We start from the raw sequence: 23,980 nt of genomic DNA, 5'->3' as shown, positions 1-23,980 counted from the left end.
TTAACAAAGGCATAGCTCGATTGGCAGAAACCGGCGCAAGCGATCCGCAAACATGGCGCAAAAGCCAACAATCGCTCGACGATGCCCGCATTGCCCTGCAACAGCTCGACGACGACCCTGCTGCTTTATGGAAACGTCTGTTTGAAGTCGAAGAAGGCTACCCCGCACCCCAAATCGAACCCAACGAATTACTGGGAGTTTTACCGTGGTAGCCGCCGATTTGCCGTGGACAATTCAACTCGAAGACGTGCAAGTTTGGCAGCGCGAACGCACCACATTGACCGTAGAAGTGCAGTCCACCGACCGTTTCGCCACGCTCGAAGCCAGCTTACCGCGCATCGAAGGTGTCGATGTGCAAGCCCTGCCTGCCACCAATGAAGCAAATCCCGATGGCAAACGTATACTGCGCCTGAGCTGGCAATTGTCCGCCCATACTCCCGGCAAGCAAACTATCAGACTTCCCACCATCCGCTACAACCTCAACGGACGGGATGCGGCGCAATGGCAACCGCCCGTGCAAACGCTGGACGTGCAAGCCCTGCCCCCGTATTTGCCGCCAACCATCCCCGTCGGTAATGTCGAGATTGAATCGCACATCGAACCCAGCGGTGTGTTGCAACCGGGGCATCTGGCGTATTGGCACATCCGTTTGCACAGCAACGAGGTGACAACCGCACAATTCCCACCGATTCTCAAACAAATGCGCAGCAGCGGAGTGGAATTATTCCCTGCGAAAGTTGACAAACCTGCCAGTGACGGCGGGCAATACCGACTCGAATACCACATCCCCTTCAAGCCGCAAAGCAGCGGACGGCTGGATTTGCCAACCTTGAAATGGCATTGGTTTGACCCTGAAACGGCACGTTTGGAACACAGGCAATACACGCCACCACGCCAGTGGGTATTGGGTTGGATTTGGCGTGGTGTAATGGGTGTGTTTAGTCTGCTGGCATTGTTGGCAAGCCTATGGTTTAGCGTAAAGCTGGCTGGAAAACACGGGCGGCAGTGGCGCAGTAAACGCCGTATTTTACGGGCATTACAAACACCAGATTCCCCATACATGGTACAAAAAGCGATGCGTGAGTGTGCTATTGCCCACAGTTGGGCAGAAAATCTCAGTGTGGCGCAATGGTTAACATGCTGGGAACAGCATTACGGTACAGCGGATAACTTACGCCTTCAGCTACAGGCCATGGAACGCGCAAGATTTTGTGCAAAATGACACTGATTACTGCAACTGCTGAATCAGCTTTTTCACCTCAGATTGTTCCGCAGGGCTATCCGCCAATAACGGTAGCAAGGTATTCCAGTGTTGCAAGGCGTTGGTCTTATCTCCCTTTTCCGCTGCCCCTAGCCCCGCCAACCATAACGCCGTCACGTTCTTGGGCGCTTTTGCCAAGGCTTTGAGTGCGAGGGTTTCAGCCTCACCAGTGACTTTGCCGTCATTACCCATCGCCAACGCGTCGGCAAACAGCAGCATGACATCCACATTATCCGGCTGCAATTCGTTGAGCTTGCGGTAGGCGTTTGCAGCATCCGTAAAGCGTTCCATGTTCATGTAGGAACGCCCCAGCATATTCCAGCCTTCCGGGTTATTGGGGTTGGCATCCAGTTTTTTGCGCAAACCTTCCACCATTTTGCCAATATCGGGGGCTTGCTGCTGACCAGCATCCATCGGCGGATGATCCGCTGGCAAGCCTTGTTCCTGTGCCACCACTTGCAGGGCTTCGGGCGTACCCAGCCAGCCATACAAACCGAAAGCCGCGACAGGTACAAACAAGCCGATGACCATCGCCGTCCATAGTGGTGACAGGTGTTGGCGGGCAGGCACGCGGCTCTCACCCGTTTGCACATCATCCAACAGGGTACGTTCCAGCTCCTGTTTAGCACTGTGGTATTCGGCAGCATCCAGCTCTCCGGCGACATTCATGCGTTCCAAATCAGCCAATTGTTCGCGGGCAATCTGGATATTCTGGGCATTGCGCTCCACCTCTGCTTGTACCTTGGATTGGCGTAACAACGGTATGAGCAAACCCGCCACTGTTAACACCACCAGCAGAAAAACAATCATCCAAAATGTCATGGTTTATCCTTTGCAAGCAGTTGTGCGGCACGTTGATGATCGGCATCTGACAAGGGTTCGCTGGTCTGACGTGTTTTCCCCCGCAGGAAAGCAAACAATACCCCCAGCCCCACCAAGAAAAACAGCAACGGCCCCAGCCACAACAGCAAGGTGCTTTGCTTGACGGGTGGTTTATACAGCACGAAATCGCCGTAGCGTGTCACCATAAAGTCGATAATCGCGTCACGCGAAGACCCCGCCATCACCAGTTCGTAAGTCTTGCCACGCAAATCCTGTGCCAACGCGGAATTGGAATCCGCCAGATTCTGGTTTTGGCAGACGAGGCAACGTAGTTCCGCAATCATCTCATTGTAGAGAGCCTCCTGTTGCGGTGTCTGGAAGGTATGTACTTCAATGCTTGCCATACTGCTGGATGCAAACAGCCATATTACTGCAAATAAAAACGCTCTCATTGCCCAGCCTCCTTACGCAATTCCGCCAGCAATGGCAGGATTTTTTCCGTCACAGCCTTCTGGTTCATCGGGCCGATGTGCTTGTAACGAATAATCCCCTGCTGGTCGATAATGAAGGTTTCCGGCGTGCCATACACCCCCCATTCCAGCCCGATTTTGCCTTGTGGGTCAGTGATAATCTGGGTAAACGGGTTGCCGAATTGAGCAATCCAGCGTTTGGCATCGGCAGACACATCTTTGTAATTCAAGCCCACTGCCTTGAGATTTTGCCCCTTTATCAGCTCGGTCAGTACGGCATGTTCACGCTGGCATTCCCCGCACCAAGATGCCCACACATTCAGCAACCAGACATCACCCTTGAGTGAAGTGCTGGCAAGCATACCTGCTGCTTCCAACTGATTCGCTTCAAATGCGGGGGCTTGCCTGCCAATGAAAGGGGATGGCACTTCACGTGGATCAAGTTTCAAACCGGCTGCCAGCAAAGCCACCAGCAACAAAAACCCACCTAATGGCACGAAATACTTAAGCATTGCCAGCCCTCCGCAACTTCAAGCGATAACGCCGGTCAGTCGCCGCCAACAGCCCACCGACTGCCATGAAAATCCCACCCAGCCAAATCCAGCGGATGAACGGCTTATGGTACAAACGCAAGCTCCACGCCCCACCTTCCAGCGGTTCGCCCAACGCCACAAACAAATCACGGAACAATCCGGCATCAATCCCCGCTTCGGTCATCGGCATGGTTTGCACCTTGTACACCCGCTTTTGCGGTTCCATGTGACTGACTGGCTGCCCGTCACGGGTAATGTCCACCGTACCCTGATACGCATCAAACGCCGTCTCGGAAACCTTCTTCACCCCTTGAAACTGGAATGCATACCCTGCCATTTGGTACTGCTGCCCAGCACTCAGGCGCACATCCTTTTCGCTGCTGTACAGGGATGTAAGGCTAATACCAATAATGGTGATCGCCATACCGGTATGCGCCAAAGCCGCGCCCCACACCGAAGCCGTGCGTTTCTGTCGCCATGCCGAGAAAACGGTCGTCGCCGCAATCCACATCGCCATCACTAAACCAACCGCTGCCATGACTTCCCAGTCATAACGCAACAGCAGGGAAAACAGCAAACCAACCCCCAGTGCCACAATCACCAGTAGAATCAAATCAGTCCCCAAACGGCTGATGCTGTCGCGTTTCCAGCGCAACAACACTCCCAGCCCCATCACCATTACCAACGGAATTCCCAGCGGTACAATCACGCTATTGAAATACGGCGGCCCCACCGAAATCTTGCCAATCCCCAATGCATCCATCACCAGCGGATACAGCGTACCCAGCAAAATAGTCGCAGCCATCACCACCAGAATCACGTTATTCAGCAGCAAACCCGTTTCCCGCGAAAATAACTGGAAGCTCACGTTGGAGGTAAACTGTTTCGCCCGGAACGCATACAAGGTCAGCGACAACCCCACCACCGTCACCAAAAACAGCAGGATAAACAACCCCCGTCCCGGATCGCTGGCAAACGCATGTACCGATGTCAGCACCCCAGAACGCACCAGAAACGTTCCCAGCAAACTCAGTGAAAACGCAAACACTGCCAGCAACACCGTCCACGCCTTGAACGCTCCGCGCTTTTCACTCACCGCCAGCGAATGGATCAAGGCAGTCCCCACCAACCAGGGCATCAACGACGCATTTTCCACCGGATCCCAGAACCACCAGCCACCCCAGCCAAGTTCGTAATACGCCCACCAGCTACCCAGCGCAATCCCCAGCGTCAGGAACATCCACGCAATATTCGTCCAGGGGCGTACCCAGCGCGTCCAGGCGGCATCCAACTTGCCGCCCAGCATTGCCGCCACCGCAAACGCAAACGCCACCGAAAAGCCCACATAACCCATGTACAACATCGGCGGATGAATCGCCAAACCGGGGTCTTGCAACAACGGATTCAAACTGCGCCCATCCGCAGGAGCAGGCAGCAAGCGTTCAAACGGGTTGGAAGTCACCAACAAAAACAGCAAAAAACCCACCGCTACAAAACCCATTACCCCCAGCACCCGCGCCAGCATCACTGCCGGAATGCTGCGACTAAACACCGACACCGACACCGCCCACAAACTCAGGATCAACGCCCACAACAGCAACGAACCTTCATGCGCCCCCCACACCCCAGAAACGCGGTACAGCAAGGGCATGGTGGTATGCGAATTACTCGCCACATACTTCACCGAAAAATCGTGGGTAATGAAGGCGTAAGTCAGGCAAGCATAGGCAATCACCATGAACAGCAATTGCAACCGCGTGGCAGGTTTTGCCAAGCCAATCCAACGCGGATTACCCAAGGCACTGCCCAGCAACGGCACAGCGGTTTGCACCACCGCCACCACCAGCGCCAAAATCAGGGCAAAATGGCCAATTTCAGGAATCATTTTGCCTCCGAGGCAGGTTTTTGTGGCAGTGAGGCCGCGACTTCCGGCGGCATGTAATTTTCATCGTGTTTCGCCAGCACTTCCGCCGCTTCGATCACGCCACTCGGTAACAGCCTGCCCCGCGCAATAATGCCTTGCCCTTCGCGGAACAGGTCGGGCAGGATGCCGGTGTATTTCACCGTCACGGTTTCGGTCATATCGGTAATGTCGAAATGCACATCCAGATTATTGGGGTCACGCTTCACCGTGCCTTTGACCACCAATCCACCGACGCGGAAATCATGGTTAGCAGGGGCATTGCCAGCTTTGACCTCTTTCGGCGCATAATAAAACATCATGTTCTGGTTGAAGGCTTGCAACACCAACGTTGCCGCCACCCCAACCCCGGCAACCAGCGCGAGGATCAGCAACAAGCGTTTTTTCCTGACAGGTGTCATTGTTTGGTTCTCCCTTCCAGTTCATGAAAATCCGCAGCCCTACGCAACACTTCCCGATGCTGCTGCAAGGGCAACACAATATTCAACAGCAACACCACCGCCGCAATGCCGAACGAAGTCCAGACATACAGGGCATAACCGCCCATGTGGAAAAACTCAGCCATCCTTTTCCTCCACTAATTGTTTCACCCACTGGCGGGGCAATTCACGCTCCAGCAACTCATTGCGGGTACGCAGCAACAGGCTAATCGCAAAAAATACCTTGAATGCACCCGCCATCAACAGCAATGGAATCAGCATGTCGATGTGGATGGACGGCTTGTCGAACTTGGTCACTGTCGCGCCCTGATGCAGGGTATTCCACCACTCCACCGAATAATGAATGATCGGAATATTGACGATGCCGACCAGCGCAAGAATGGCGACGGCACGCGAAGCCATGCGCTTGTCCTCAATCGCGCTGTACAAGCCAATGACACCGAGATACAGGAACAACAGGATCAGTTCCGCCGTCAAACGGGCATCCCACACCCACCACGCACCCCACATGGGTTTGCCCCACAGCGAGCCTGTCACCAGCGCAATGAAAGTAAAACCTGCCCCGATTGGCGCACAACTGACCATGACCATTTCCGCGAGCTTCATGCGCCAGATCAGCGCAATCGCACCGCTGACCGCCATCACCATGTAGACAAACATCGACATCCACGCCGCCGGAACATGCACATAGATAATGCGGAAGGAATCGCCCTGCTGGTAATCCGCCGGGGCTGTCACCAACCCGCCGTACAGACCTGTTACCAGCAATACCGCGAACAGTACCCACAGCCACGGTAGCAGCTTGCCGGAGATTTGATAGAACCAGACGGGGGAAGCCATGCGGTGAAACCAGCGGGTGAAAAAACCGGGGTTTTTCATGGCAACAGAATTAACGTGTGAAGCATTACTATTCATTGCGAAACACTCATTTTCAAAGCCGCAGCAATCGCCAACGGAGCTAGCGTCACCGCAAGCACCAGCATTGCCGCCAGCAGGTATAATTGCCCGTTGACCGGCAACCCGGATGCAGCGGTATCAATGGCGTTACTGCCAAAAATCAGCACAGGGACGTAGAGCGGTAACACCAACAGTGCCAACAACATGCCGCTGCGTTTCAGGCTAACCGTCAGCGCCACCCCAATTGCGCCGACGAAACTCAGTACTGGCGTACCCAACAACAGCGTCAGCAAGGCAACGCCAATCGTCGGCGCATCCAGCCCGAATGACACTGCCAGCAACGGTGTCAGCAGCAGCAAGGGGACGGCGCTAACCAGCCAGTGTGCTAGCACTTTCGCCGTGACCATGAGCGATAACGGCTGGGGGCTTAACACCAGTTGTTCCAACGTACCGTCTTCGTAGTCCGATCGAAACAGGTTATCGGCTGCCAGCAATGCTGCTAGTAACGCCGCCACCCACAAAATGCCGGGGGCAATGGTTTGCAACAACTTGGGGGAAGGGCCAATACCGAGCGGAAACAGCAGCGTCACCAGCGAAAAAAATAGCAGGGGGTTAAAGATTTCATTGCGATGCCGGAATGCTACGGTGACATCCCGCTTTAATACTGATAGGAAAGCCTTGGCTATGTGCATCAAGCCGCCAGCAGCAAACGCTGGATGTGCGAGCCTTGCAGCCCAACATGATGATGAGAGGTCATAATGGCACTTCCCCCTTGTGCTAAATGTTCCGCCAACAACGCTTCAAACAACTGGATACCCGCTTTATCCAAAGCCGCCTGCGGTTCATCCAGAATCCACAGGCAGGCGCTGGACAGCAGCAAGCGACACAGGGCAAGGCGACGTTTCATCCCCGCCGAAAAATGGCGCGGGAAACGATGCCCGTTACCCGCCAATCCCATCCGCTCCAAGGTAGAGATGCAAGATTTTGCGTCTCTACGAAGAAGAGAATCAGCACCTGCCATTACCTGCATCATCTGCAAATTCTCCAACGCCGTCAGATCATCCTTGATACCGTTGGAATGTCCCAACCACACAATCGGTTGCTGTTGTTCCCACAACACCTGCCCAGCATCCGGTTCGCGTAATCCCGCCAGTGTTTTCAGCAGAGTGGTTTTGCCGCTGCCATTGTGGCCTTCCACCAGCAACAACTGCCCAGCTTCCAGCGTAAATGCCAGTTCGCTGAACAGGGAGCGATAACCGCGTGTGCAATGAAGACCTACAACATCCAGCCGCATATGCTTCCCTTTGCTTACCCGAACATGTCGGAGGTAATGTTTTTCAACCAACTGTAGGCATACTCAGCCTCCAGCGCCCGATCGCGTTCGGATGCGCCCAACGGTGAAATTCCGCCGGAATCCGGTACGGGAACGATCTCTTTCCCTTCCAGCCGGTAGACGGCTGCCACCGAAATACCATGATTCGGTGCAATGACGCTGTAACAAGTGTTGACGTAAGAAGGTTCGGGGATTGGCGTTCCATTGACGGATGCCGCGATTGCGGCAGCGCACACCTTGCCATGCGAGTTGGCGGCATAGCCGGACTTGGGCATTTTGCCTGCAATACACGCATCGCCGATCACGTACACATCCTTGTGGATGGTGGATTCAAAGGTACGCTGATCCACCGGACACCAGCCGCTCTCATTGGTCAGCCCAGCAGCGAAGGCAATCGGCCCGGCTTTTTGCGGTGGAATGATATTGATGACGTCCGCACTGAAATCTTCCAGTTCGCCCGTTACGGTCATTGCATCCGGGTTGACTGCGCTGATTTTGCCACCCTGTTCACCGGAAACCCACTCGATCATGTCGCCGTAGTGCATTTGCCAGCCTTGGGTAAACAGGCTTTGCTTAGAAAAACCCGCCTTGTCGTCAAGGATAATAACTTTGGATTTGGGCTTGTGGTGTTTGAGGTAACTGGCAATTTGTGCGGCGCGTTCATACGGCCCCGGCGGGCAACGGAACGGGTCAGGTGGGGCGGTAATAATGACCTTGCCGCCATCCTTCATGCCTTCGATCTGCTTACGCAGCAGCGCGGTTTGTGCGCCTGCTTTCCAAGCATGGGGTATTTTGCTTTCCGCTAATTCGGCGCTGTGCCCTTGAATGCTGTCCCATTTGTAATCGACACCGGGGGAGACCACCAGTTTGTCATAGGCCAATTCCTGACCTCCAGCAGTGACTGACTTTTTCACTGGGTCAATGGCGGTCACTTCGGCAATGACGACTTTCACCCCGTGTGCTTCCAGCCCCTTGTAGTTGAAGGTCAGCGATTTGAGGTCACGTTCACCGGACAATACTTCGTTGCTGAGTGGGCAGGAAATGAATTCCGCATGTTTTTCAATCAGGGTCACTTCGATAGCCGGGTCAGCCATACGGATGTATTTGGCAGCAATTGTGCCGCCGTAACCGCCGCCAATGACAATGACCCGCGCTTTGGTGGCGGCAGGTGTTGCCGGAGCCGCTGCCGATGCTGTGCTTTCCGCTGTCGAGGCGAACAGCGGGAAACCGTAAGCCGATAGTAGGGTGAAACCACCAGCAGTCCTGATGAAATCACGGCGTGATAGCTTGTTCATGGCTTGGCCTCCTGCTGGCTGGCGTAATAATGGCTGAGGGCTTCCAGCTCTTCCTGCGACAATTTTTGCACGCGCTGGCGCATCTTGATGGGCTGGGTACTGGAACGCCCGATGGTGTGCAAGTCGGTCAGCAGGTTGAGTAGGTAAGGTCGCCATTGCCCAGCAATGCGTGGGGTATCCTTGCTACCGGACACCGTGCCACCTTGCTCATGACAGCTTTCGCAATGATCCATGTGCAATTTCTTGCCTTCTGCTGCCAGTTTCTTGTCGACCTCGACCTTGGCGTTGAACCACGGCTGGCCTGCAAAGAAATCAGCCATTGCCTTCATTTCATTATCGGAATAGCCCTTCGCCAACCGCCCCATGATGGTGGAGGGACGCGCACCAGACTGGAAATCTTTCATGGTCTTGTAGAAATAACGTTCGTCCAGACCCGCCAGTGACGGCATGGAATCACCCGCACTTTGCCCGTTGGTTCCGTGGCAACCCGCGCAGGTATTTGCCAACGCGAAAGACGATTTGATAGCACCCGAAGGTGCTGCCGCCGGTTTAGCAGGTGCAGATGCGGGCGCAGCCGCCGGGGCTTTGTCAGCAGCAGGCGGGGCTGAGGCTTTTTCTTCAGAACAGGCTGTTTGGGAAAACACTAACAGTGCCATTGCCACTATCAGTTTGCTTGGATATAGCTTCATGGTTTGACCTCCCCCTGCGTGGGTGGTGCGGGTGTAGCAGCAGGTGGCGTGGAATGCGGTGCGGTAGAGGGTGCGGAAGGCGGCGTGGCAGCAGCTTGCTCTTCGGCTGCCAGCTTTTTTTCCACCCAAGTAATCACTTCATCCAGTTCCTTTTTATCCGGTTGCAGCTTTTTGGCTTCGGCAAATGCTGCTTGTGTTGCGTTGTAACGCCCCAGATGCAGGTAAGAAATCCCCATGCCAATAAAGGCGCTGGCGTTTTTCTGGTCTTTGCCGATGGCTTGCTGAAATACGGAGATGCTTTCGCCGTATTTCTGGCTGGCCATAAGAGACCCGGCAAGCCGTGATAGTGCCAAGGAGGAGTTTGGGTCTTTCTCAACGGCTTGTCGGTAAAGGGTGGTGGCTTTTTCCCAATCACCACCGACGGAGGCTTTTTCCGCTTCCGCCATGAAATCCTGCTCTTGCGCCAGCACTGTTAGCGGTGTAGCGCAGAGCAAGAGGAGAGAGAACAGGGTACTGTATCGGTTCATCGGTAAACTCCTGAAAACGGGTACAACAAGATGTGTTTGGCTCGCTTAAAACCGCGTACTCCACCGGAGCGGAATACGCGGGGACAGGAGATTATTTGAGTGCGCCTTTGCCGTAGCGCTCTTCATAACCTTGGCGGACTTTTTCGATCTGCTCCTTGTTCAGGCCGTTGAAGTACCAGTCGTGGCCTTCGTGACCTTTGAAGTGTTTCGCCAGCAGTTCGTCGGCTTTCTTGGTGTTGCCGTCCTTGTGTTGCACGACTTCCTTCAACTCAGGAATGAACTCGAAGTAAGTGTTCTTGGCAACGTCATAGATACCGTGCCACCAAGCGTAATCCGGGCCACTCATGGATGCACCGTGACGAGCACGACGACCTTCGTGATGCCAGATTTCCCACCAGACCCATTCGATCTTTTCATCAAACGGTGCAGGGGTGATGTAACCTTCCTTCTTCAGGTCTTCCATCATCGCCGCGATGGGCTTGGCAAACTTTTCGTTGTACAGCTCAACCAGATCGTCAAACTGTTTGTAGTGACCTTCCACCATGTTTTCGGTATGGCAGGCGGAACACACGCTCTTCATCTTGTTGCGGCGGTCTTCCCACGTCAGCACTTCAATGACTTTGGATTCCTTGGCAGCTTCACCCACTTTAGGCACGGCTTCACCTTCGGGTACGTCAAATTCCTGCCCGTTTTCCAGCTTGACCAGATTGAGCTTTTTGGAAACGGCGGGGCGCAATGTCCAGGAAATGCGTTCACCCACGTTATGGGTTTTGCCTTCTTTACCGCCTGCACTCATGTGGCAGGTTGCACAGGTGGGGGCAGCAGAATAGTCGATACCAGCAACCCATTTATCCGAATCAAGGTTCATTTTGTCGACACTGGCGCGGTAAACAATCCCATGTTTGGATTCGTTGTAAATTTCGATTTGCGGATGGTCAGGGCCAACATGGCATTTGCCGCAAGTATCCGGGGTACGTGCTTGAGCCTTGGAGAACGTGTGACGGGCGTGGCAGGCGCTACAAGAGCCTTTGCTGCCATCCGGGTTGATGCGCCCGATACCAGTATTAGGCCAGCTACCGGGGGAAGGCTTGCCATCTGCACCGATTTCAACCACGCCGCCGTGGCATTGCTTACAACCGACCGTAACGGCTGCGGGACCACCGATTACTTCACCCATCAGGTTATCCAGTGAACCCAGAATGTCACCGGCTTTAGCATGGTGGGAACCGTCCATTTCCTCGAATTCAGCTTTATGGCAGGTGGAGCAATCTTTGGGGGTGACGATGACGGAAATACGCTCACCTTCATGCACAAAACCGTCTTTGTCTTCGGGTTTGGCCTGATGGCAATCCAGACAGTTAACGCCGGATTGACCGTGCTGGCTGTGATTCCATTCCTGCGTTAATCCCGGTGTTTCTGCCTGATGGCATTCAACACAGGCTTTACCTTTTGGATTGCCCCAGTCTTTGCCCATTTCACCCGTTGGGCGGGCAGCCTGAAGTGGATTAGTGAATAAAAGCAGGGCAAATAATACCCCTAACCAAGGCAGCGAAAAGGGATTCGAGATCCCCAAAAAAGACCGTGTATGCATTATTCAACTCCTCTCCAGCGTAACTGAAACTACTGACATAAAAAATTATTTTTATTCTTTTACCATACTGTTTAAAAGGAAATCCTTGATGCGACTCAAGAACAAATATATAAGAAAATCGTTATATGCCTCTTAAATTTTGACATTTATCAAAATCAGCCGTGATGGTGTTATTCGACTCCATCACGGCAAGCGTATTAATTAAAACCTAGACAACATCTGCTTCAGCGGAATCGGTTGCCGCTTTATTATCTTTCCAAGTGATCTTTAATTTATCACCAACCACCCCTTTATAGGTGAATCCCATAAACGGGTTTTTAGAAACGGATGCGCCCCAATAAGCCGTCACGAGGATTTTATCCCCCGATGTCACGACAACTTCCTGAATGTAATGCGCTGGAACCAATTCGCCCGTGGTTTTATCCTTGCGCAGACCGGTTTCCATTGGGTGGGTAATCAGTGCCTTGACTTCGACCTTATCGCCTTCTGCTTTGGCTTTCATCTTGATGCTGGACATGTGTGTATTCTCCTGTGCTTAGGCGCAACCGCCGGTAGTGACATTGACGGTTTTCTTGGCGGAATAGATCTTATCCCCGGCTTTCACCAAGACAATGACGTTGGAAGTCTTGCCGAACTTGAGTACCACCGATGAAGTGGGTTCTACGCCCTCCCCCAGAACAAACGTCGCAGCCAAGGGCAACGGATTGTTTTCCACAATAAAACTGATTTCGGATGTGCTGGGTAACTTGCTGACTGCCGTAACTCGAACCGATGCGCCATTAGCGGCGGTGTCCGGTGCTTCAATACTGATCTCAGCGGATTCTTCGGGTGTTGCCGCCATCGCTTTGAGGGCTTCATCCAGTGATTTTGCCTCGAAAGCTGCCGCACGGGTTTCATCCGCCAACAGTAAACGCGGGGTCAGCAATCCGGCACTAACAACCAGCCCCAGTGCGCTGGCAGCCAGACTGCCCCGCAAAAATGTTCTACGATTCATCATTTGCTTTATCTCCTCTTTACGGTTTTAAGAAATACACTGCTTGTGCAGTTGTTCAAGGTCGTAAACGTGGATGGCGGTACGTTCCACTCGGATCAACCCCATCTCCGACAGGTTATGGAGTTCGCGTGAAAAGGTTTCTGCTGACAAATTCAGGCTGGAAGCCAGCATCGCCTTACTGACAGGTAGTGAAACAACTCCTTGAGAGCGGCTTCTTCCTAACGGCTTGACGTTTTTCAACAGAAAATCATTGACGCGCTGGTGGGCATTACGTAAACAACACACGTACATACCTCCCAGTAATTGATCAATACGTTTACAGGCCAATTCGAGAAATACGATTCCCATTTCCGGCCATTGTTGAATGCCCGCTAAAATCGCACTTTTGTTAATGCATAGTAGTTCTGCTGTAATTGATCACATCCCCACCCCTTGCGGTAAAGCGGGCAGGGCAAAGCCAGCGCGGGCAGCGGTAATAACACTGGCAAGATAAGCCAAGGCAGACTGTCCACGTTTGCGGCAAGTACCGATGATGCTGGCCAGCATGGCAAACGCACGGCTCCCCGTAGCACTCTTTGTGCCATGGTTGGTTTTGCGCAGGATCACCCAATGGCGCAACGCCCGCTCAGCCTCATTATTGGTCAAGGGAAGCCACGGGTGGTCAAGGATTCGGAAAATGGCATCCCAATCATTGATGAACTCTTTCGCCAGTGCCGCCGTCTTGTCATGGGCAGATACGGCATGGATCAAGCATAATGCCCTGAATTCCAGGAGTTTTGCCTGATGGCGTTGACGGATCACGTCGGTTTGCGTCCCCACCGTGCCGCCTGCTGCCCGCCAAGCGTAAATGTCGTCCTGTAATACCCTCAGCCAAGCGAGGGTGAAGTTGCCAAACGTCCGCCCGTCTTTGTCCAGTGATTCTGCCAGCCCACGGGCTTTGCGGATCAGGTGCGCCCAGCAACGCAAGCGTTTGGGGTGGTGGCGGTAAGCGGCATAGCCATCACTCATCAGCCAGCCCCCAAAGTGGGGGCTAATCACGTTGTCGAGCATTTCAATGGTGCGCTGCCCTACGTAGAAACAAACGCTGAGGGTGGTGACGAATGTCCATAGCCACAGGGCTTCGCCACGCTCTTTCCAAGAGGTTTCATCAATATACAGCACCCCGCCGTCAGCGGTGGCTTCTGCCAACAGCCCTTCCACCAAGGCATCTTCCAATGGAGAAGCACTCGCGGCTGCTTCCTCAAAACATTGCTGCAACACCCCGACACTTAGGGGAATGCCCAACACCTCCCGCAACAGTTCTTGTGTGCCACGCAGTGACAAGCGTGAGCGCAGCCGTAGGTGGACAATAAGTGCCGCCAGATTGCCCCCAATCAGCCGCCACTCGCCCACATCAACCTCCGGGTATAACGGGTCGGGAGCTTGGCGATGCGGGATATGGCGGCTCACATGACCGCAGGTGCATACGCTATCGTGAAGGTGGTGGCGGGTGGTGATGACGGTCAGTCCGGGGTTCCCATCCGTGCCAAACTGGATGTCCACACTGTCATAGGCGGTATAAATACGGGAGACAGCCGCATCCAGGGACCTGCCACAGGCTTCACATCGGCTGGGGTAATGGTGTTCGTCTGCATTGATGGGCGGATGCCATACCCGACCATAACCCGGTGCGCCGGGTTGTTTACCCGCTTTGCGTTTGGCTGGTTGGGCTGGCTTTGTGCCCGCCACAGCTTCTGGTTCCGGGGTTGGCTTTCCTCTGGCTGCACCCACCCCTTCTGTTTCGGGCAAAGCCACCGTTTTGGGTGACGTTTCCCACGGGAAACCGCTGCTGGGTGGTTTGGAGGAGTTGTTGGAGTTTTGGTTGATCTGTTCCCGCGCTTCTTTCAGGTCATGCAACAACTTGGTCGACAGGTGCAGCAGTTCCTCCGGCGTGAGCTTGGCAAGGTACTGGCTGTTAAGCTGTTTGAGGCTGTGGTCTTTCAGTTGTTGGGTCATCGGGGGAGTGTCGCAAATTTAGTGCGTTTGGGTAAGGGGGGACTGTTCAGTTACGTTCTGCTGGTGTCAGGGCTTGAGCATATAAAGGCGATTTATGGCTTTTAAAAATACCGGATTCACCAAATATTTCACCGGGCAAAACAAGATCAATGGTGCGTTCATTCCCATTGGAAGCAAGAATACCGAGACGAACACGCCCGACATTTAAACAAAACACACCAGCGCATTGATTGCCATTTTCAAACAATCGTTCTAAACGGGACACTTTAATCTTTTGGGAATGATTTAATAGATACTCTCTTTGTAACGGCGGTAAGTTTTTAAAACACTGGAATGCCGATAACGCATCATTCAGCACATATTCCTCTCCTACCTCTTTCAACAGCTTTACCCACCCGTCATCGACATAAACCGCAACACCTGTGTTTGCGTCTGGTTGAAGTTATGCGCCAGCGGCTTCAGCCACAACGCCTTGCGAATAGTCGCCTGCAACGCCACATCACTAATCCCCGCCCGCAATAACGGACGCAATGCCACGCTATGTTCCTGCCCCAAACACAAGTACAACGTGCCATCCACGCCCAGCCTTACGCGATTACAGGTCGCACAAAAGTGCTGCGAAATCGGCGTAATAAACCCAATCTTCAACCCCGTATCACCGATGGTGTAATACTGTGCCGGGCCACCGCCCTCCATGATCGACGGCAACAAATTGTAGTGTTCCGCCAACCGTGCCTTAACCGTTTGCAGGCTCAAGTAATACGAATCGCGGGCATTGCGCCCCGTTTCACCCATCGGCATGGTTTCGATAAAACGTAGGGTGAAACGGTGTTCCAGACAGAATTCCACCATATCCAGCACTTCGTCGTCGTTGATGCCCTGCATCACCACCATATTGATTTTGATAGGGGCAAACCCAGTGGCTTTGGCTGCCATCAAGCCTGCCATGACTTTATCCAACTTGCCTTTGGTAATGCGTTGAAAGCGTTTGGGTTGCAGGCTATCGAGACTGACATTGAGACGGGAAACACCTGCCTGCTTGAGCACCCGTGCGTCATGCACTAGTCGGTTAGCATTGGTGCTTAAGGATAAATCGGTAATACCGGGTAATGCTGCCAGCCGCGTCGCCAGTTCAGGCAAGCCCTTGCGCACCAACGGTTCACCACCTGTCAAGCGCAACCGACTCACGCCCAAGGCGGCAAACGCTGCCGTGACCCGCTCGATTTCCTCGAAGCTCAGCCAATGCTCCGGCACGGTATAATCGTTGAAGTGTTCCGGCATACAGTAAAAACACCGCAAGTCACAGCGATCCGTCACCGATACCCGCAAATAGCTAATTTCACGCCCAAACGGGTCAACTAATCCATTACCCATACACACCACCCACCCTTACTGCACTAACGGCGAACCGGCGGCATTGAAGGCAATCCCCTCAACGCCAATCTCTGCACCCAACACCTGCAAGTATTGGCTCAATGCCCGCCGCGTCACCTGCTCATGCAAATACTGGCGGATGCGCGTTGCCACATGCTCATATTCCAACGGCTCGCCTTCCACACGCTGATCCACCCGCACCAGATGAAAACCAAAGCGCGTTTCCACTGGCTGCGCGGCAAGTCCCACGGGTAATCGCCACACTTGCCGCTCAAACTCTGCCACGGTTTGTCCTTTCGACAATTGCCCCAGACTGCCGCCCTGCCCCGATGATGGGCAAACCGAATACTGCTGCGCCAGTGCCACAAAACTATCGGGTTCAACTTGCAATTGCCGTAACAACTGGGCTGCCAGAATGCGCTGCTGATCACGCTGCTGCACATCCTCCGGCGCAGCTAGCAACAAAATGTGGCTTACCGCCAGCAATACCGGGGTATGGAAACGCCCCCGATTGCTGTGGAAGTAATGCTGGCACTGCTCTTCCGTCGGCTCAGGCACTTGCAGTTCCTGCTCCAACAATAAGGCGGTACGCTCTTCTTCCGTTGCCGCCTCAATGCCCAGCTCATTGGCACGTTGCTCCAGCAAGGTTTTCACCACCAAGCTGGTAGCAGCGGCTTGCCAAGCATCGTCCATCTGTTCGGCGGGGTGATATTGCAACTCGCGGGCAATCGCTTCAGCGGTGATGGTGTCATTGCCGACTTGGATGCTATTCATGGCTTAACCCCGCGCCCGCACGATTTGATACTGACGATTCACGTATTGCACCGGCACGCTCCAGATGTGCACCAAGCGCGTAAACGGGAACAGCAAAAACACAGTCAAGCCCAGCAAAATATGCAGCTTAAAGATAAAACCCACATCCGCCAGATGCGCCGCCGCACCGCCCTTGAAGAACACAATGGATTGCGCCCATTCCGCCAATTTCAGCATATTGCTGCCATCCAAATGCCCCAAGGTCGGAATGATGGTCAGCAAACCCAGCGTCACTTGCACCAGCAAAATACCAATCACCACCAAGTCCATTGTTGAACCCGTAGCGCGTACCCGTGCATCATTCTTGCGGCGCATGAACAGCAAAAACGCGCCATACCAGCAAGCCGCTCCTGCAATGCCACCGACCAGAATCGCCATCACCTGCTTCGTGCCGGGTGACATAAACGGTTCATACAACCAATGCGGCATCAGCAAACCCACCAAATGCCCGAAAAAGATCACCAGAATGCCCACATGGAACAAATTACTCGCCACCTGCATCCCAGATTTACTGAGCATCTGGCTAGAACCTGCCCGCCACGTATATTGCGCTTGGTCGTAACGCAGCCAGCTACCAATCAGAAACACCGCCCCCGCTACGTAGGGGTACAGCCCAAAGAAAAGTGAATCAAAGTAAGACATATCAGTTCTCCCGAAAATGCAGCGTGTGGGTTTGGTTGGTGGATTGGGTGGGGCGGCACGACGCGCCTTTGTCTTCCACAAAGGCGACCATTTCCTCTTCCCAGACCTTATCCATCGCAGCGGCGGTGTCATCGCGGGGTTCGGTTGCCACTTTACCGCGCAATTCCCCCATGTTCGGCTGGATGCCAATCATCGCCAGCAACGCATCAAACAACAGGTGGTAATTGCTGCCGCGCTCCTGCAAGCGTGCCGATAACAGCGCGAGAATCGGGTGAACATCACCCAGCCCTTGCGCCGCTTCTGCTTCGCTGCGGGTGGCGAGGTATTCCAGATACAGCGGGATGTAATCCGGCAATTCCTTGACGCTCAGTTCCAACCCCGCATCGCGGTATTGCTGAAGTAAATCCACCATTGCCTGCCCACGATCCCGCGATTCGCCGTGAACGTGTTCAAACAGCAGCAAAGACAGCGAACGCCCGCGATCAAACAGCGCCACGTAATCTTCCTGTGCATCCAACAACTCGCCCGTACCCAATTGCTGGATGAAAGCGGTCAGGGAATCGCGCAAGCTCACCGGCAAACGGGTTTCTTCGCGCACCACGTCAATCAAGGCACTGCGGGATTCGATCAGTTCCGCCGTGGGGTAATCCATTAAGCGTGCCAGTACGGCAAAGATCTTAATCATGGCTTGACCTCCTGCTTCACGAAGTCGATTTTCTGCACCATCGTCACGGTTTGCTTGCGCCCGCCGAACAGGTTGACCTCGTTATTCCCCGTGCTAGTGCCGCAACCGTCGCCGAAGCTGAAACCGCAACCGCCCCGTTCCGGGAAAGCATCGCGTGCCAGTTCGCGGTGACTGGTGGGAATCACGTAACGGTCTTCGTAATTGGCAATCGCCAGATAACGGTACATTTCCTTGGCTTGCGCTTCCGACAAACCGACTTGTTCCAGCGCACGGGTATCGTGGATGCCTTCCACGGTTTCCGCCCGCTTGTATTGGCGCATTGCCATCAGGCGTTTGAGTGCCAATTTCACCGGCTCTTCATCGCCCGCCGTGAGCAAGTTAGCGAGGTAACGCACCGGAATCCGCAAGCTGTCCACGTCCGGCAATACGCCGTCGTAACCGATCTTGCCCGCATCCGCCGCCGATTGGATTGGGGACAGTGGCGGCACATACCACACCATCGGCAAAGTACGGTATTCAGGGTGTAACGGCAGTGCCAGCTTCCAATCCATCGCCAGCTTCCACACGGGAGACTCTTGCGCGGCTTTCAGCACATTGTCGGGAATGCCATCTTTCTTCGCCTGTTCAATCACTTTCGGGTCGAATGGGTCGAGAAATACTTCCAACTGCTTTTTGTACAAATCCTTCTCGTTCGGAGTGCTGGCGGCGGACTCAATCTGATCCGCGTCATACAACAACACGCCAAGGTAACGGATACGCCCCACACAGGTTTCGGAACACACCGTCGGCATCCCCGCTTCAATGCGTGGGTAGCAGAAAATGCACTTCTCGGATTTACCAGACTTCCAGTTGTAGTAAATCTTTTTGTAAGGGCAGCCACTCACGCACATGCGCCAGCCCCGGCATTTGTCTTGGTCGATCAACACAATGCCGTCTTCGTCACGCTTGTAAATTGCACCGCTGGGGCAAGACGCGACACACGCCGGATTCAAGCAGTGTTCGCACAAACGCGGCAGGGTAAACATAAAGGTGTTTTCAAATTCACCGTAAATGTCCGCCTGAATCTGGTCGAAGTTTTTATCCTTGCGGCGCTTGGAAAATTCTGTGCCGAGGATTTCTTCCCAGTTTGGCCCCCATTCGATCTTGTCCATACGCTGCCCGGAAATCAGCGAGCGCGGACGTGCTACCGGCTGATGCTTGCTATCGGGTGCGTTGTGCAAGTGTTGGTAATCGAAATCGAACGGCTCGTAATAGTCGTCAATCGCCGGTAAATCGGGGTTTGCAAAGATATTCGCCAGCAGGCGGAATTTACCGCCGATGCGCGGCTCAATCTTGCCATCGGCACGGCGTAACCAGCCGCCTTTCCACTTGTCCTGATTCTCCCACTCTTTGGGATAACCGATACCGGGCTTGGTTTCGACGTTATTGAACCATGCGTACTCCATGCCTTCGCGTGAAGTCCAGACGTTTTTGCAAGTAATCGAGCAGGTATGGCAGCCGATGCACTTGTCTAAATTCAGCACCATGCCGACTTGGGAACGGATTTTCATTTTACTGCCTCCTGAATCGTGTCATTACCTTCGCCGTCCAGCCAATCGACATTGGTCATCTTGCGCACAATGACGAATTCATCGCGGTTAGAACCGACCGTGCCGTAGTAGTTGAAGCCGTAAGCCTGTTGCGCGTAACCGCCGATCATATGGGTGGGTTTCGGGCAAACGCGGGTGACGGAGTTGTGAATGCCGCCGCGTTCGCCCGTAATGGCAGAACCGGGTACGTTCACAATGCGCTCTTGCGCGTGGTACATCATCACCATCCCCGGCATGACGCGCTGGCTGACCACTGCCCGCGCCGCAATCGCACCGTTGGCGTTGAACAGGTCGATCCAGTCGTTATCGACAATGCCCAGTTTTTTGGCATCGTCTTCACTCATCCACACAATCGGCCCGCCGCGTGACAGCGTGAGCATCAGCAAGTTGTCGGTGTAGGTGGAATGGATGCCCCATTTTTGATGCGGGGTAATCCAGTTCAACGCCAGTTCGGGGTTGCCGTTGGACTTTTGGTTGAGCATCGGCTTGATGGTTTTGGTGTTGATCGGCGGGCGATACACCAACATGCTTTCGCCAAAATCACGCATCCAGTCATGGTCGAGGTAGAACTGTTGCCGACCTGTCAAAGTACGCCACGGAATCAACTCGTGGACGTTGGTATAACCGGCGTTGTATGACACATGTTCATCTTCCAAGCCCGACCAAGTAGGGCTGGAAATGATCTTGCGCGGTTGCGCCACGATGTCACGGAAGCGGATTTTCTCGTCTTCCTTGTTCAAGGCGAGGTGGGTGTGGTCAATGCCAGTAATTTTCGACAGTGCCGCCCACGCTTTCACCGCCACTTGCCCGTTGGTTTCGGGGGCAAGTGAAAGGATCATTTCCGCCGCATCAATCGCGCTGTTCAGGCACGGACGGCCTTCGTTCGTGCCGCTGGTGTGCTGGTGATTGAGCTTGCCGAGGAAAGCGATTTCGGTTTCGGTATTCCAGCCGATACCTTTGCCGCCGTTACCGAGTTTTTCCATCAAGGGGCCAATGGAGGTAAAGCGGGCGTAGGTTTCAGGGTAATTGCGTTCGACCGCAATCAACGCGGGCGCGGTTTTGCCCGGAATCAGGTCGCATTGGCCTTTTTTCCAGTCTTTCACACCGAAGGCTTGACCCAATTCGGCGGGCGCATCGTGCAACAGTGGCAGTGTCACCAAATCGGTTTCCACGCCCAAATGCCCGACACATACCCGTGAAAATTCCTTGGCAATGCCTTTGTAGATTTCCCAGTCGCTGCGTGCTTCCCATGACGGATCGACGGCGGCGGTCAGCGGGTGAATGAACGGGTGCATATCGGAGGTGTTCAGGTCATCCTTTTCGTACCAGGTCGCGGTCGGCAGCACGATGTCGGAATACAAGCAGGTGGTAGACATGCGGAAGTCGAGCGTTACCAGCAAATCGAGTTTGCCTTCGGGCGCATCTGTATGCCACTTCACTTCTTGCGGTTTCACCCCGCCCATTTCGCCAAGGTCTTTGCCTTGCACGCCGTGCTTTGTGCCCAGCAAATACTTGAGCAAGTATTCATGCCCTTTGCCCGAAGAACCCAGCAAATTGGAACGCCACACGAACAGGTTACGCGGGAAGTTTTGCGCGTTGTCGGGGTCTTCCGCTGCAAACGCGATCTTGCCGGATTTGAGGCTGGCAACGGTGTAATCCGCCGGACTCATGCCCGCATCTTTCGCGGCTTGGGCAATGCGCAACGGATTAGTATTCAACTGCGGCGCAGATGGCAACCAACCCATGCGTTCTGCCCGCACGTTGTAGTCAATCAAGTTGCCGGATTGACGTTCTTTGTTCGCCAACGGGGAAAGGATTTCCTTGATTTCGAGCTTTTCGTAACGCCATTGGCTGGAATGGTTGTAGAAGAACGACGTGCCATTCATTTGCCGTGGCGGACGTGACCAGTCCAGCCCAAACGCCAGCGGCAACCAGCCGGTCTGCGGACGTAGCTTTTCCTGCCCAACGTAATGCGCCCAGCCACCGCCGGATTGCCCCACACAGCCGCACATGGCGAGCATATTGATCAGACCACGGTAGTTCATGTCCATGTGATACCAGTGGTTCATGCCCGCGCCGACGATAATCATCGACTTACCCTTGGTCTTGTCGGCGGTATCGGCAAATTCACGCGCAATGCGGATCACTTTGTCACGCGGCACACCGGTAATCGCTTCCTGCCATGCCGGAGTGTACGGCGCATTGGCATCATCGAAATCTTTGGCACTGTCATCATCACCCAAGCCACGGCTAATACCGTAGTTGACCATGTTCAGGTCGTACACCGACACCAGCAAACCTTCGCTACCATCCGCCAAAGTGACTTTACGGGCAGGCAATTTATACTTGAGGATGTCTTTGAGCGTATTGCCTTGGAAATAATCGCTGGGCACACCGCCAAAATAAGGCAGCGCAACATCCACCACGGTGTCGTGCCGCGCTACCAAGGACAATGAAAGGTTAACGTCGTCGTGGGTCTTCCCGTCTTTTTGTTGCAGATTCCACTGACCACTACCATCCCAACGGTAGCCGATAGAACCGTTCGGGGAAATGATTTCACCCGTCGCATCATCAATCGCGACAGTTTTCCAATCCGGGTTTTGCTCTTCGCCCAAACCAGACACGAAGTCACTAGCACGCGCAAAGCGTCCCGCCTGATAGCTGCCATCGTCCCGCGACTCCAGCAATACCAGATTCGGCCAGTCGGTGTAACGGCGCACGTAATCGGTGAAATACTCGCTAGGCTTATCAACGTGGAATTCTTTCAGAATGACGTGTCCAAACGCCATTGCCAACGCCGCATCCGTCCCCTGTTTCGGGTTCAGCCATTGGTCGGCATGTTTGGCAACTTCCGCGTAATCCGGCGTAATCGCCACCGTTTTCGTGCCTTTGTAACGCACTTCAGTGAAGAAATGCGCGTCAGGGGTACGGGTTTGCGGAACGTTAGAACCCCACGCAATGATATAGCTGCTGTTGTACCAATCGGCAGATTCCGGCACGTCGGTTTGCTCGCCCCACACCATCGGTGACGCAGGCGGCAAATCGCAATACCAATCATAGAAGCTTAAACACACGCCACCAATCAACGACAGGTAACGGCTTCCGGCCGCATACGACACCATCGACATCGCCGGAATCGGTGAGAAACCAATCACGCGGTCTGGGCCATATTGCTTGGCGGTATACACATTCGCCGCTGCAATCAGCTCGTTAGCTTCATCCCACGAAGAACGCACAAAACCACCCAAACCGCGCCGGGTTTTGTAGGATTGCGCCGTGGTTGGATTTTCAACGATGGATGCCCACGCCGTGACCGGATCAGGGTTTTTCGCTTTGGCAGAACGCCACAATTCCATTAACTGGCGGCGCATCAAGGGGTATTTGAGGCGATTCGCGCTGTACATATACCACGAATAACTTGCGCCACGCGGACAGCCACGCGGCTCATGATTCGGCAAATCCGGGCGGGTACGCGGGTAGTCAGTTTGCTGCGTTTCCCACGTCACCAAGCCGTTTTTCACGTAGATTTTCCAGCTACACGAACCCGTGCAGTTTACGCCGTGGGTGGAACGTACCACCTTGTCGTGCTGCCAGCGTTTGCGGTAGCCGTCTTCCCAGTCGCGGCTTTCCTCGGTCATCGCGCCATGCCCGTTGGAAAATGGCGTTTGGGTACGTTTGAAAAAATTCAGTCGGTCAATAAAGTGGCTCATGGCAATCAATGCTCCCCTTTGGTTCTACGGATACCCGCCAAGCGATTGCCCTGCTTCTGCGGGCCGCCTTTGGGGAAAATTTCATGCAGGTAATGGTTGGTAGCGAACTCTTCACCCCACGCTTGCTTGAAGTGCTTGAGCATGTCACGCACCGGCGCTTGCACGCCGTGTTCCTGATGGTAGTTGCGCAGGAACTCGATAATTTCCCAATGCTCGTCGGTCAGCACCAAGCCTTCACGTTCGGCGAGGGCTTCCACGAAACCTTCGCTCCAGTCATCCATGTTTTGGATGTAGCCTTCCTGATCGGTGAGGATCGTTTTGCCATCCACTTCCAACGCCAAGGTATAAATCGCGTAAGGGTTGGTTTGTAGATTGTCGTCATACTGTTGAATTGCCATG

27 protein-coding genes are annotated in these 23,980 nt (G+C 54.0%); 2 read left to right on the top strand and 25 right to left on the bottom strand.

Translation table 11 applies throughout. The annotated features are described in order from the left end of the window. The first annotated feature begins 20 nt into the window (after positions 1-20). Entirely contained in the window at positions 21-212 is a 192-nt protein-coding gene (locus J1836_RS20775; RefSeq protein WP_207253038.1) for a hypothetical protein, read from the top strand. Further along, positions 206-1,222, top strand: a complete 1,017-nt coding sequence (locus J1836_RS20770) for a BatD family protein (protein WP_207253037.1) — start codon at positions 206-208, stop codon at positions 1,220-1,222. The genes J1836_RS20775 and J1836_RS20770 overlap by 7 nt, the downstream gene beginning before the upstream one ends. A gap of 6 nt (positions 1,223-1,228) precedes the next feature. Here J1836_RS20770 and ccmI read toward each other — a convergent pair whose 3' ends face one another. The 25 genes from ccmI to J1836_RS20645 form a co-directional block, all read right to left on the bottom strand. After that, positions 1,229-2,083 (bottom strand): c-type cytochrome biogenesis protein CcmI, encoded by an 855-nt coding sequence (gene ccmI, locus J1836_RS20765; RefSeq protein WP_207253036.1) that lies wholly within the window; start codon positions 2,081-2,083, stop codon positions 1,229-1,231. Then, positions 2,080-2,535 carry a cytochrome c-type biogenesis protein gene (locus J1836_RS20760; protein WP_207253035.1) on the bottom strand — a complete coding sequence of 152 codons (456 nt, stop codon included), beginning with the start codon at positions 2,533-2,535 and terminating at the stop codon, positions 2,080-2,082. Before J1836_RS20760 ends, ccmI begins: the two co-directional genes overlap by 4 nt. Beyond that, on the bottom strand, positions 2,532-3,065 hold the full coding sequence (locus J1836_RS20755) for a DsbE family thiol:disulfide interchange protein (RefSeq protein ID WP_207253034.1): 534 nt from the start codon (positions 3,063-3,065) through the stop codon (positions 2,532-2,534). Before J1836_RS20755 ends, J1836_RS20760 begins: the two co-directional genes overlap by 4 nt. Beyond that, positions 3,058-4,971, bottom strand: coding sequence for a heme lyase CcmF/NrfE family subunit (locus tag J1836_RS20750; protein WP_207253033.1), 1,914 nt, complete (start codon positions 4,969-4,971; stop codon positions 3,058-3,060). Before J1836_RS20750 ends, J1836_RS20755 begins: the two co-directional genes overlap by 8 nt. Then, positions 4,968-5,408: a cytochrome c maturation protein CcmE gene (gene ccmE, locus J1836_RS20745; RefSeq protein ID WP_207253032.1), complete on the bottom strand. Its 441-nt coding sequence runs from the start codon at positions 5,406-5,408 to the stop codon at positions 4,968-4,970. The genes J1836_RS20750 and ccmE overlap by 4 nt, the downstream gene beginning before the upstream one ends. Continuing rightward, entirely contained in the window at positions 5,405-5,572 is a 168-nt protein-coding gene (gene ccmD, locus J1836_RS20740; RefSeq protein WP_207253031.1) for a heme exporter protein CcmD, read from the bottom strand. The genes ccmE and ccmD overlap by 4 nt, the downstream gene beginning before the upstream one ends. Continuing rightward, positions 5,565-6,362 (bottom strand): heme ABC transporter permease, encoded by a 798-nt coding sequence (locus J1836_RS20735; RefSeq protein ID WP_242632944.1) that lies wholly within the window; start codon positions 6,360-6,362, stop codon positions 5,565-5,567. The genes ccmD and J1836_RS20735 overlap by 8 nt, the downstream gene beginning before the upstream one ends. Continuing rightward, a complete protein-coding gene (gene ccmB / locus J1836_RS20730) occupies positions 6,359-7,036 on the bottom strand; it encodes a heme exporter protein CcmB (protein ID WP_207253030.1) in 678 nt (225 codons plus the stop codon). The genes J1836_RS20735 and ccmB overlap by 4 nt, the downstream gene beginning before the upstream one ends. Further along, positions 7,036-7,638 (bottom strand): cytochrome c biogenesis heme-transporting ATPase CcmA, encoded by a 603-nt coding sequence (gene ccmA, locus J1836_RS20725; RefSeq protein WP_207253029.1) that lies wholly within the window; start codon positions 7,636-7,638, stop codon positions 7,036-7,038. Before ccmA ends, ccmB begins: the two co-directional genes overlap by 1 nt. A gap of 14 nt (positions 7,639-7,652) precedes the next feature. Continuing rightward, positions 7,653-8,972, bottom strand: a complete 1,320-nt coding sequence (locus tag J1836_RS20720) for an NAD(P)/FAD-dependent oxidoreductase (protein ID WP_207253028.1) — start codon at positions 8,970-8,972, stop codon at positions 7,653-7,655. Beyond that, positions 8,969-9,661 carry a c-type cytochrome gene (locus J1836_RS20715; RefSeq protein WP_207253027.1) on the bottom strand — a complete coding sequence of 231 codons (693 nt, stop codon included), beginning with the start codon at positions 9,659-9,661 and terminating at the stop codon, positions 8,969-8,971. Before J1836_RS20715 ends, J1836_RS20720 begins: the two co-directional genes overlap by 4 nt. After that, a complete protein-coding gene (locus tag J1836_RS20710; protein WP_207253026.1) occupies positions 9,658-10,188 on the bottom strand; it encodes a tetratricopeptide repeat protein in 531 nt (176 codons plus the stop codon). Before J1836_RS20710 ends, J1836_RS20715 begins: the two co-directional genes overlap by 4 nt. Positions 10,189-10,279: 91 nt before the next feature. Beyond that, on the bottom strand, positions 10,280-11,779 hold the full coding sequence (locus tag J1836_RS20705) for a multiheme c-type cytochrome (RefSeq protein WP_207253025.1): 1,500 nt from the start codon (positions 11,777-11,779) through the stop codon (positions 10,280-10,282). 208 nt (positions 11,780-11,987) lie between these two features. Beyond that, on the bottom strand, positions 11,988-12,296 hold the full coding sequence (gene soxZ, locus J1836_RS20700) for a thiosulfate oxidation carrier complex protein SoxZ (RefSeq protein WP_207253024.1): 309 nt from the start codon (positions 12,294-12,296) through the stop codon (positions 11,988-11,990). 18 nt (positions 12,297-12,314) lie between these two features. Beyond that, positions 12,315-12,776 carry a thiosulfate oxidation carrier protein SoxY gene (locus tag J1836_RS20695; protein ID WP_242632943.1) on the bottom strand — a complete coding sequence of 154 codons (462 nt, stop codon included), beginning with the start codon at positions 12,774-12,776 and terminating at the stop codon, positions 12,315-12,317. A gap of 24 nt (positions 12,777-12,800) precedes the next feature. Then, the gene (locus J1836_RS20690; protein WP_207253023.1) at positions 12,801-13,121 is read right to left on the bottom strand and encodes a Crp/Fnr family transcriptional regulator; all 321 of its coding nucleotides are present in this window, start codon (positions 13,119-13,121) and stop codon (positions 12,801-12,803) included. 69 nt (positions 13,122-13,190) lie between these two features. After that, complete coding sequence (tnpC, locus tag J1836_RS20685) at positions 13,191-14,768, bottom strand: IS66 family transposase (RefSeq protein ID WP_242632653.1); 1,578 nt, start codon at positions 14,766-14,768, stop codon at positions 13,191-13,193. 46 nt (positions 14,769-14,814) lie between these two features. Further along, positions 14,815-15,150 carry a Crp/Fnr family transcriptional regulator gene (locus J1836_RS20680; RefSeq protein WP_207253022.1) on the bottom strand — a complete coding sequence of 112 codons (336 nt, stop codon included), beginning with the start codon at positions 15,148-15,150 and terminating at the stop codon, positions 14,815-14,817. Between the two features lie 5 nt (positions 15,151-15,155). Beyond that, complete coding sequence (gene moaA / locus J1836_RS20675; protein ID WP_207253021.1) at positions 15,156-16,142, bottom strand: GTP 3',8-cyclase MoaA; 987 nt, start codon at positions 16,140-16,142, stop codon at positions 15,156-15,158. Positions 16,143-16,157: 15 nt separating this feature from the next. Beyond that, on the bottom strand, positions 16,158-16,916 hold the full coding sequence (locus tag J1836_RS20670) for a peptidylprolyl isomerase (protein WP_207253020.1): 759 nt from the start codon (positions 16,914-16,916) through the stop codon (positions 16,158-16,160). A 3-nt stretch (positions 16,917-16,919) separates the two neighbouring features. Further along, positions 16,920-17,597 carry a respiratory nitrate reductase subunit gamma gene (gene narI / locus J1836_RS20665; RefSeq protein WP_207253019.1) on the bottom strand — a complete coding sequence of 226 codons (678 nt, stop codon included), beginning with the start codon at positions 17,595-17,597 and terminating at the stop codon, positions 16,920-16,922. A 1-nt stretch (position 17,598) separates the two neighbouring features. Further along, a complete protein-coding gene (gene narJ / locus J1836_RS20660; RefSeq protein WP_207253018.1) occupies positions 17,599-18,282 on the bottom strand; it encodes a nitrate reductase molybdenum cofactor assembly chaperone in 684 nt (227 codons plus the stop codon). Continuing rightward, positions 18,279-19,832, bottom strand: a complete 1,554-nt coding sequence (narH, locus tag J1836_RS20655; RefSeq protein WP_207253017.1) for a nitrate reductase subunit beta — start codon at positions 19,830-19,832, stop codon at positions 18,279-18,281. Before narH ends, narJ begins: the two co-directional genes overlap by 4 nt. Then, positions 19,829-23,581 (bottom strand): nitrate reductase subunit alpha, encoded by a 3,753-nt coding sequence (locus J1836_RS20650; protein WP_207253016.1) that lies wholly within the window; start codon positions 23,579-23,581, stop codon positions 19,829-19,831. Before J1836_RS20650 ends, narH begins: the two co-directional genes overlap by 4 nt. 5 nt (positions 23,582-23,586) lie before the next feature. Continuing rightward, positions 23,587-23,979 carry a TusE/DsrC/DsvC family sulfur relay protein gene (locus J1836_RS20645; protein WP_207253015.1) on the bottom strand — a complete coding sequence of 131 codons (393 nt, stop codon included), beginning with the start codon at positions 23,977-23,979 and terminating at the stop codon, positions 23,587-23,589. Position 23,980: the final 1 nt, after the last annotated feature.

The organism is Thiothrix fructosivorans (assembly GCF_017349355.1).
In the GTDB taxonomy this organism is placed as follows: Bacteria; Pseudomonadota; Gammaproteobacteria; order Thiotrichales; family Thiotrichaceae; genus Thiothrix; species Thiothrix fructosivorans.
The sequence above is the reverse complement of the archived record's forward strand: the minus strand, read 5'-3'. Positions and strand labels throughout refer to the sequence as shown.

Bases quoted from the DNA above. Each gene is read 5' to 3' on its own strand.
- ccmI (WP_207253036.1), bottom strand. From the start codon at position 2,083: ATGACATTTTGGATGATTGTTTTTCTGCTGGTGGTGTTAACAGTGGCG.
- J1836_RS20760 (WP_207253035.1), bottom strand. From the start codon at position 2,535: ATGAGAGCGTTTTTATTTGCAGTAATATGGCTGTTTGCATCCAGCAGT.
- J1836_RS20755 (WP_207253034.1), bottom strand. From the start codon at position 3,065: ATGCTTAAGTATTTCGTGCCATTAGGTGGGTTTTTGTTGCTGGTGGCT.
- J1836_RS20750 (WP_207253033.1), bottom strand. From the start codon at position 4,971: ATGATTCCTGAAATTGGCCATTTTGCCCTGATTTTGGCGCTGGTGGTG.
- ccmE (WP_207253032.1), bottom strand. From the start codon at position 5,408: ATGACACCTGTCAGGAAAAAACGCTTGTTGCTGATCCTCGCGCTGGTT.
- ccmD (WP_207253031.1), bottom strand. From the start codon at position 5,572: ATGGCTGAGTTTTTCCACATGGGCGGTTATGCCCTGTATGTCTGGACT.
- J1836_RS20735 (WP_242632944.1), bottom strand. From the start codon at position 6,362: ATGAATAGTAATGCTTCACACGTTAATTCTGTTGCCATGAAAAACCCC.
- ccmB (WP_207253030.1), bottom strand. From the start codon at position 7,036: ATGCACATAGCCAAGGCTTTCCTATCAGTATTAAAGCGGGATGTCACC.
- ccmA (WP_207253029.1), bottom strand. From the start codon at position 7,638: ATGCGGCTGGATGTTGTAGGTCTTCATTGCACACGCGGTTATCGCTCC.
- J1836_RS20720 (WP_207253028.1), bottom strand. From the start codon at position 8,972: ATGAACAAGCTATCACGCCGTGATTTCATCAGGACTGCTGGTGGTTTC.
- J1836_RS20715 (WP_207253027.1), bottom strand. From the start codon at position 9,661: ATGAAGCTATATCCAAGCAAACTGATAGTGGCAATGGCACTGTTAGTG.
- J1836_RS20710 (WP_207253026.1), bottom strand. From the start codon at position 10,188: ATGAACCGATACAGTACCCTGTTCTCTCTCCTCTTGCTCTGCGCTACA.
- J1836_RS20705 (WP_207253025.1), bottom strand. From the start codon at position 11,779: ATGCATACACGGTCTTTTTTGGGGATCTCGAATCCCTTTTCGCTGCCT.
- soxZ (WP_207253024.1), bottom strand. From the start codon at position 12,296: ATGTCCAGCATCAAGATGAAAGCCAAAGCAGAAGGCGATAAGGTCGAA.
- J1836_RS20695 (WP_242632943.1), bottom strand. From the start codon at position 12,776: ATGATGAATCGTAGAACATTTTTGCGGGGCAGTCTGGCTGCCAGCGCA.
- J1836_RS20690 (WP_207253023.1), bottom strand. From the start codon at position 13,121: ATGGGAATCGTATTTCTCGAATTGGCCTGTAAACGTATTGATCAATTA.
- tnpC (WP_242632653.1), bottom strand. From the start codon at position 14,768: ATGACCCAACAACTGAAAGACCACAGCCTCAAACAGCTTAACAGCCAG.
- moaA (WP_207253021.1), bottom strand. From the start codon at position 16,142: ATGGGTAATGGATTAGTTGACCCGTTTGGGCGTGAAATTAGCTATTTG.
- J1836_RS20670 (WP_207253020.1), bottom strand. From the start codon at position 16,916: ATGAATAGCATCCAAGTCGGCAATGACACCATCACCGCTGAAGCGATT.
- narI (WP_207253019.1), bottom strand. From the start codon at position 17,597: ATGTCTTACTTTGATTCACTTTTCTTTGGGCTGTACCCCTACGTAGCG.
- narJ (WP_207253018.1), bottom strand. From the start codon at position 18,282: ATGATTAAGATCTTTGCCGTACTGGCACGCTTAATGGATTACCCCACG.
- narH (WP_207253017.1), bottom strand. From the start codon at position 19,832: ATGAAAATCCGTTCCCAAGTCGGCATGGTGCTGAATTTAGACAAGTGC.
- J1836_RS20650 (WP_207253016.1), bottom strand. From the start codon at position 23,581: ATGAGCCACTTTATTGACCGACTGAATTTTTTCAAACGTACCCAAACG.
- J1836_RS20645 (WP_207253015.1), bottom strand. From the start codon at position 23,979: ATGGCAATTCAACAGTATGACGACAATCTACAAACCAACCCTTACGCG.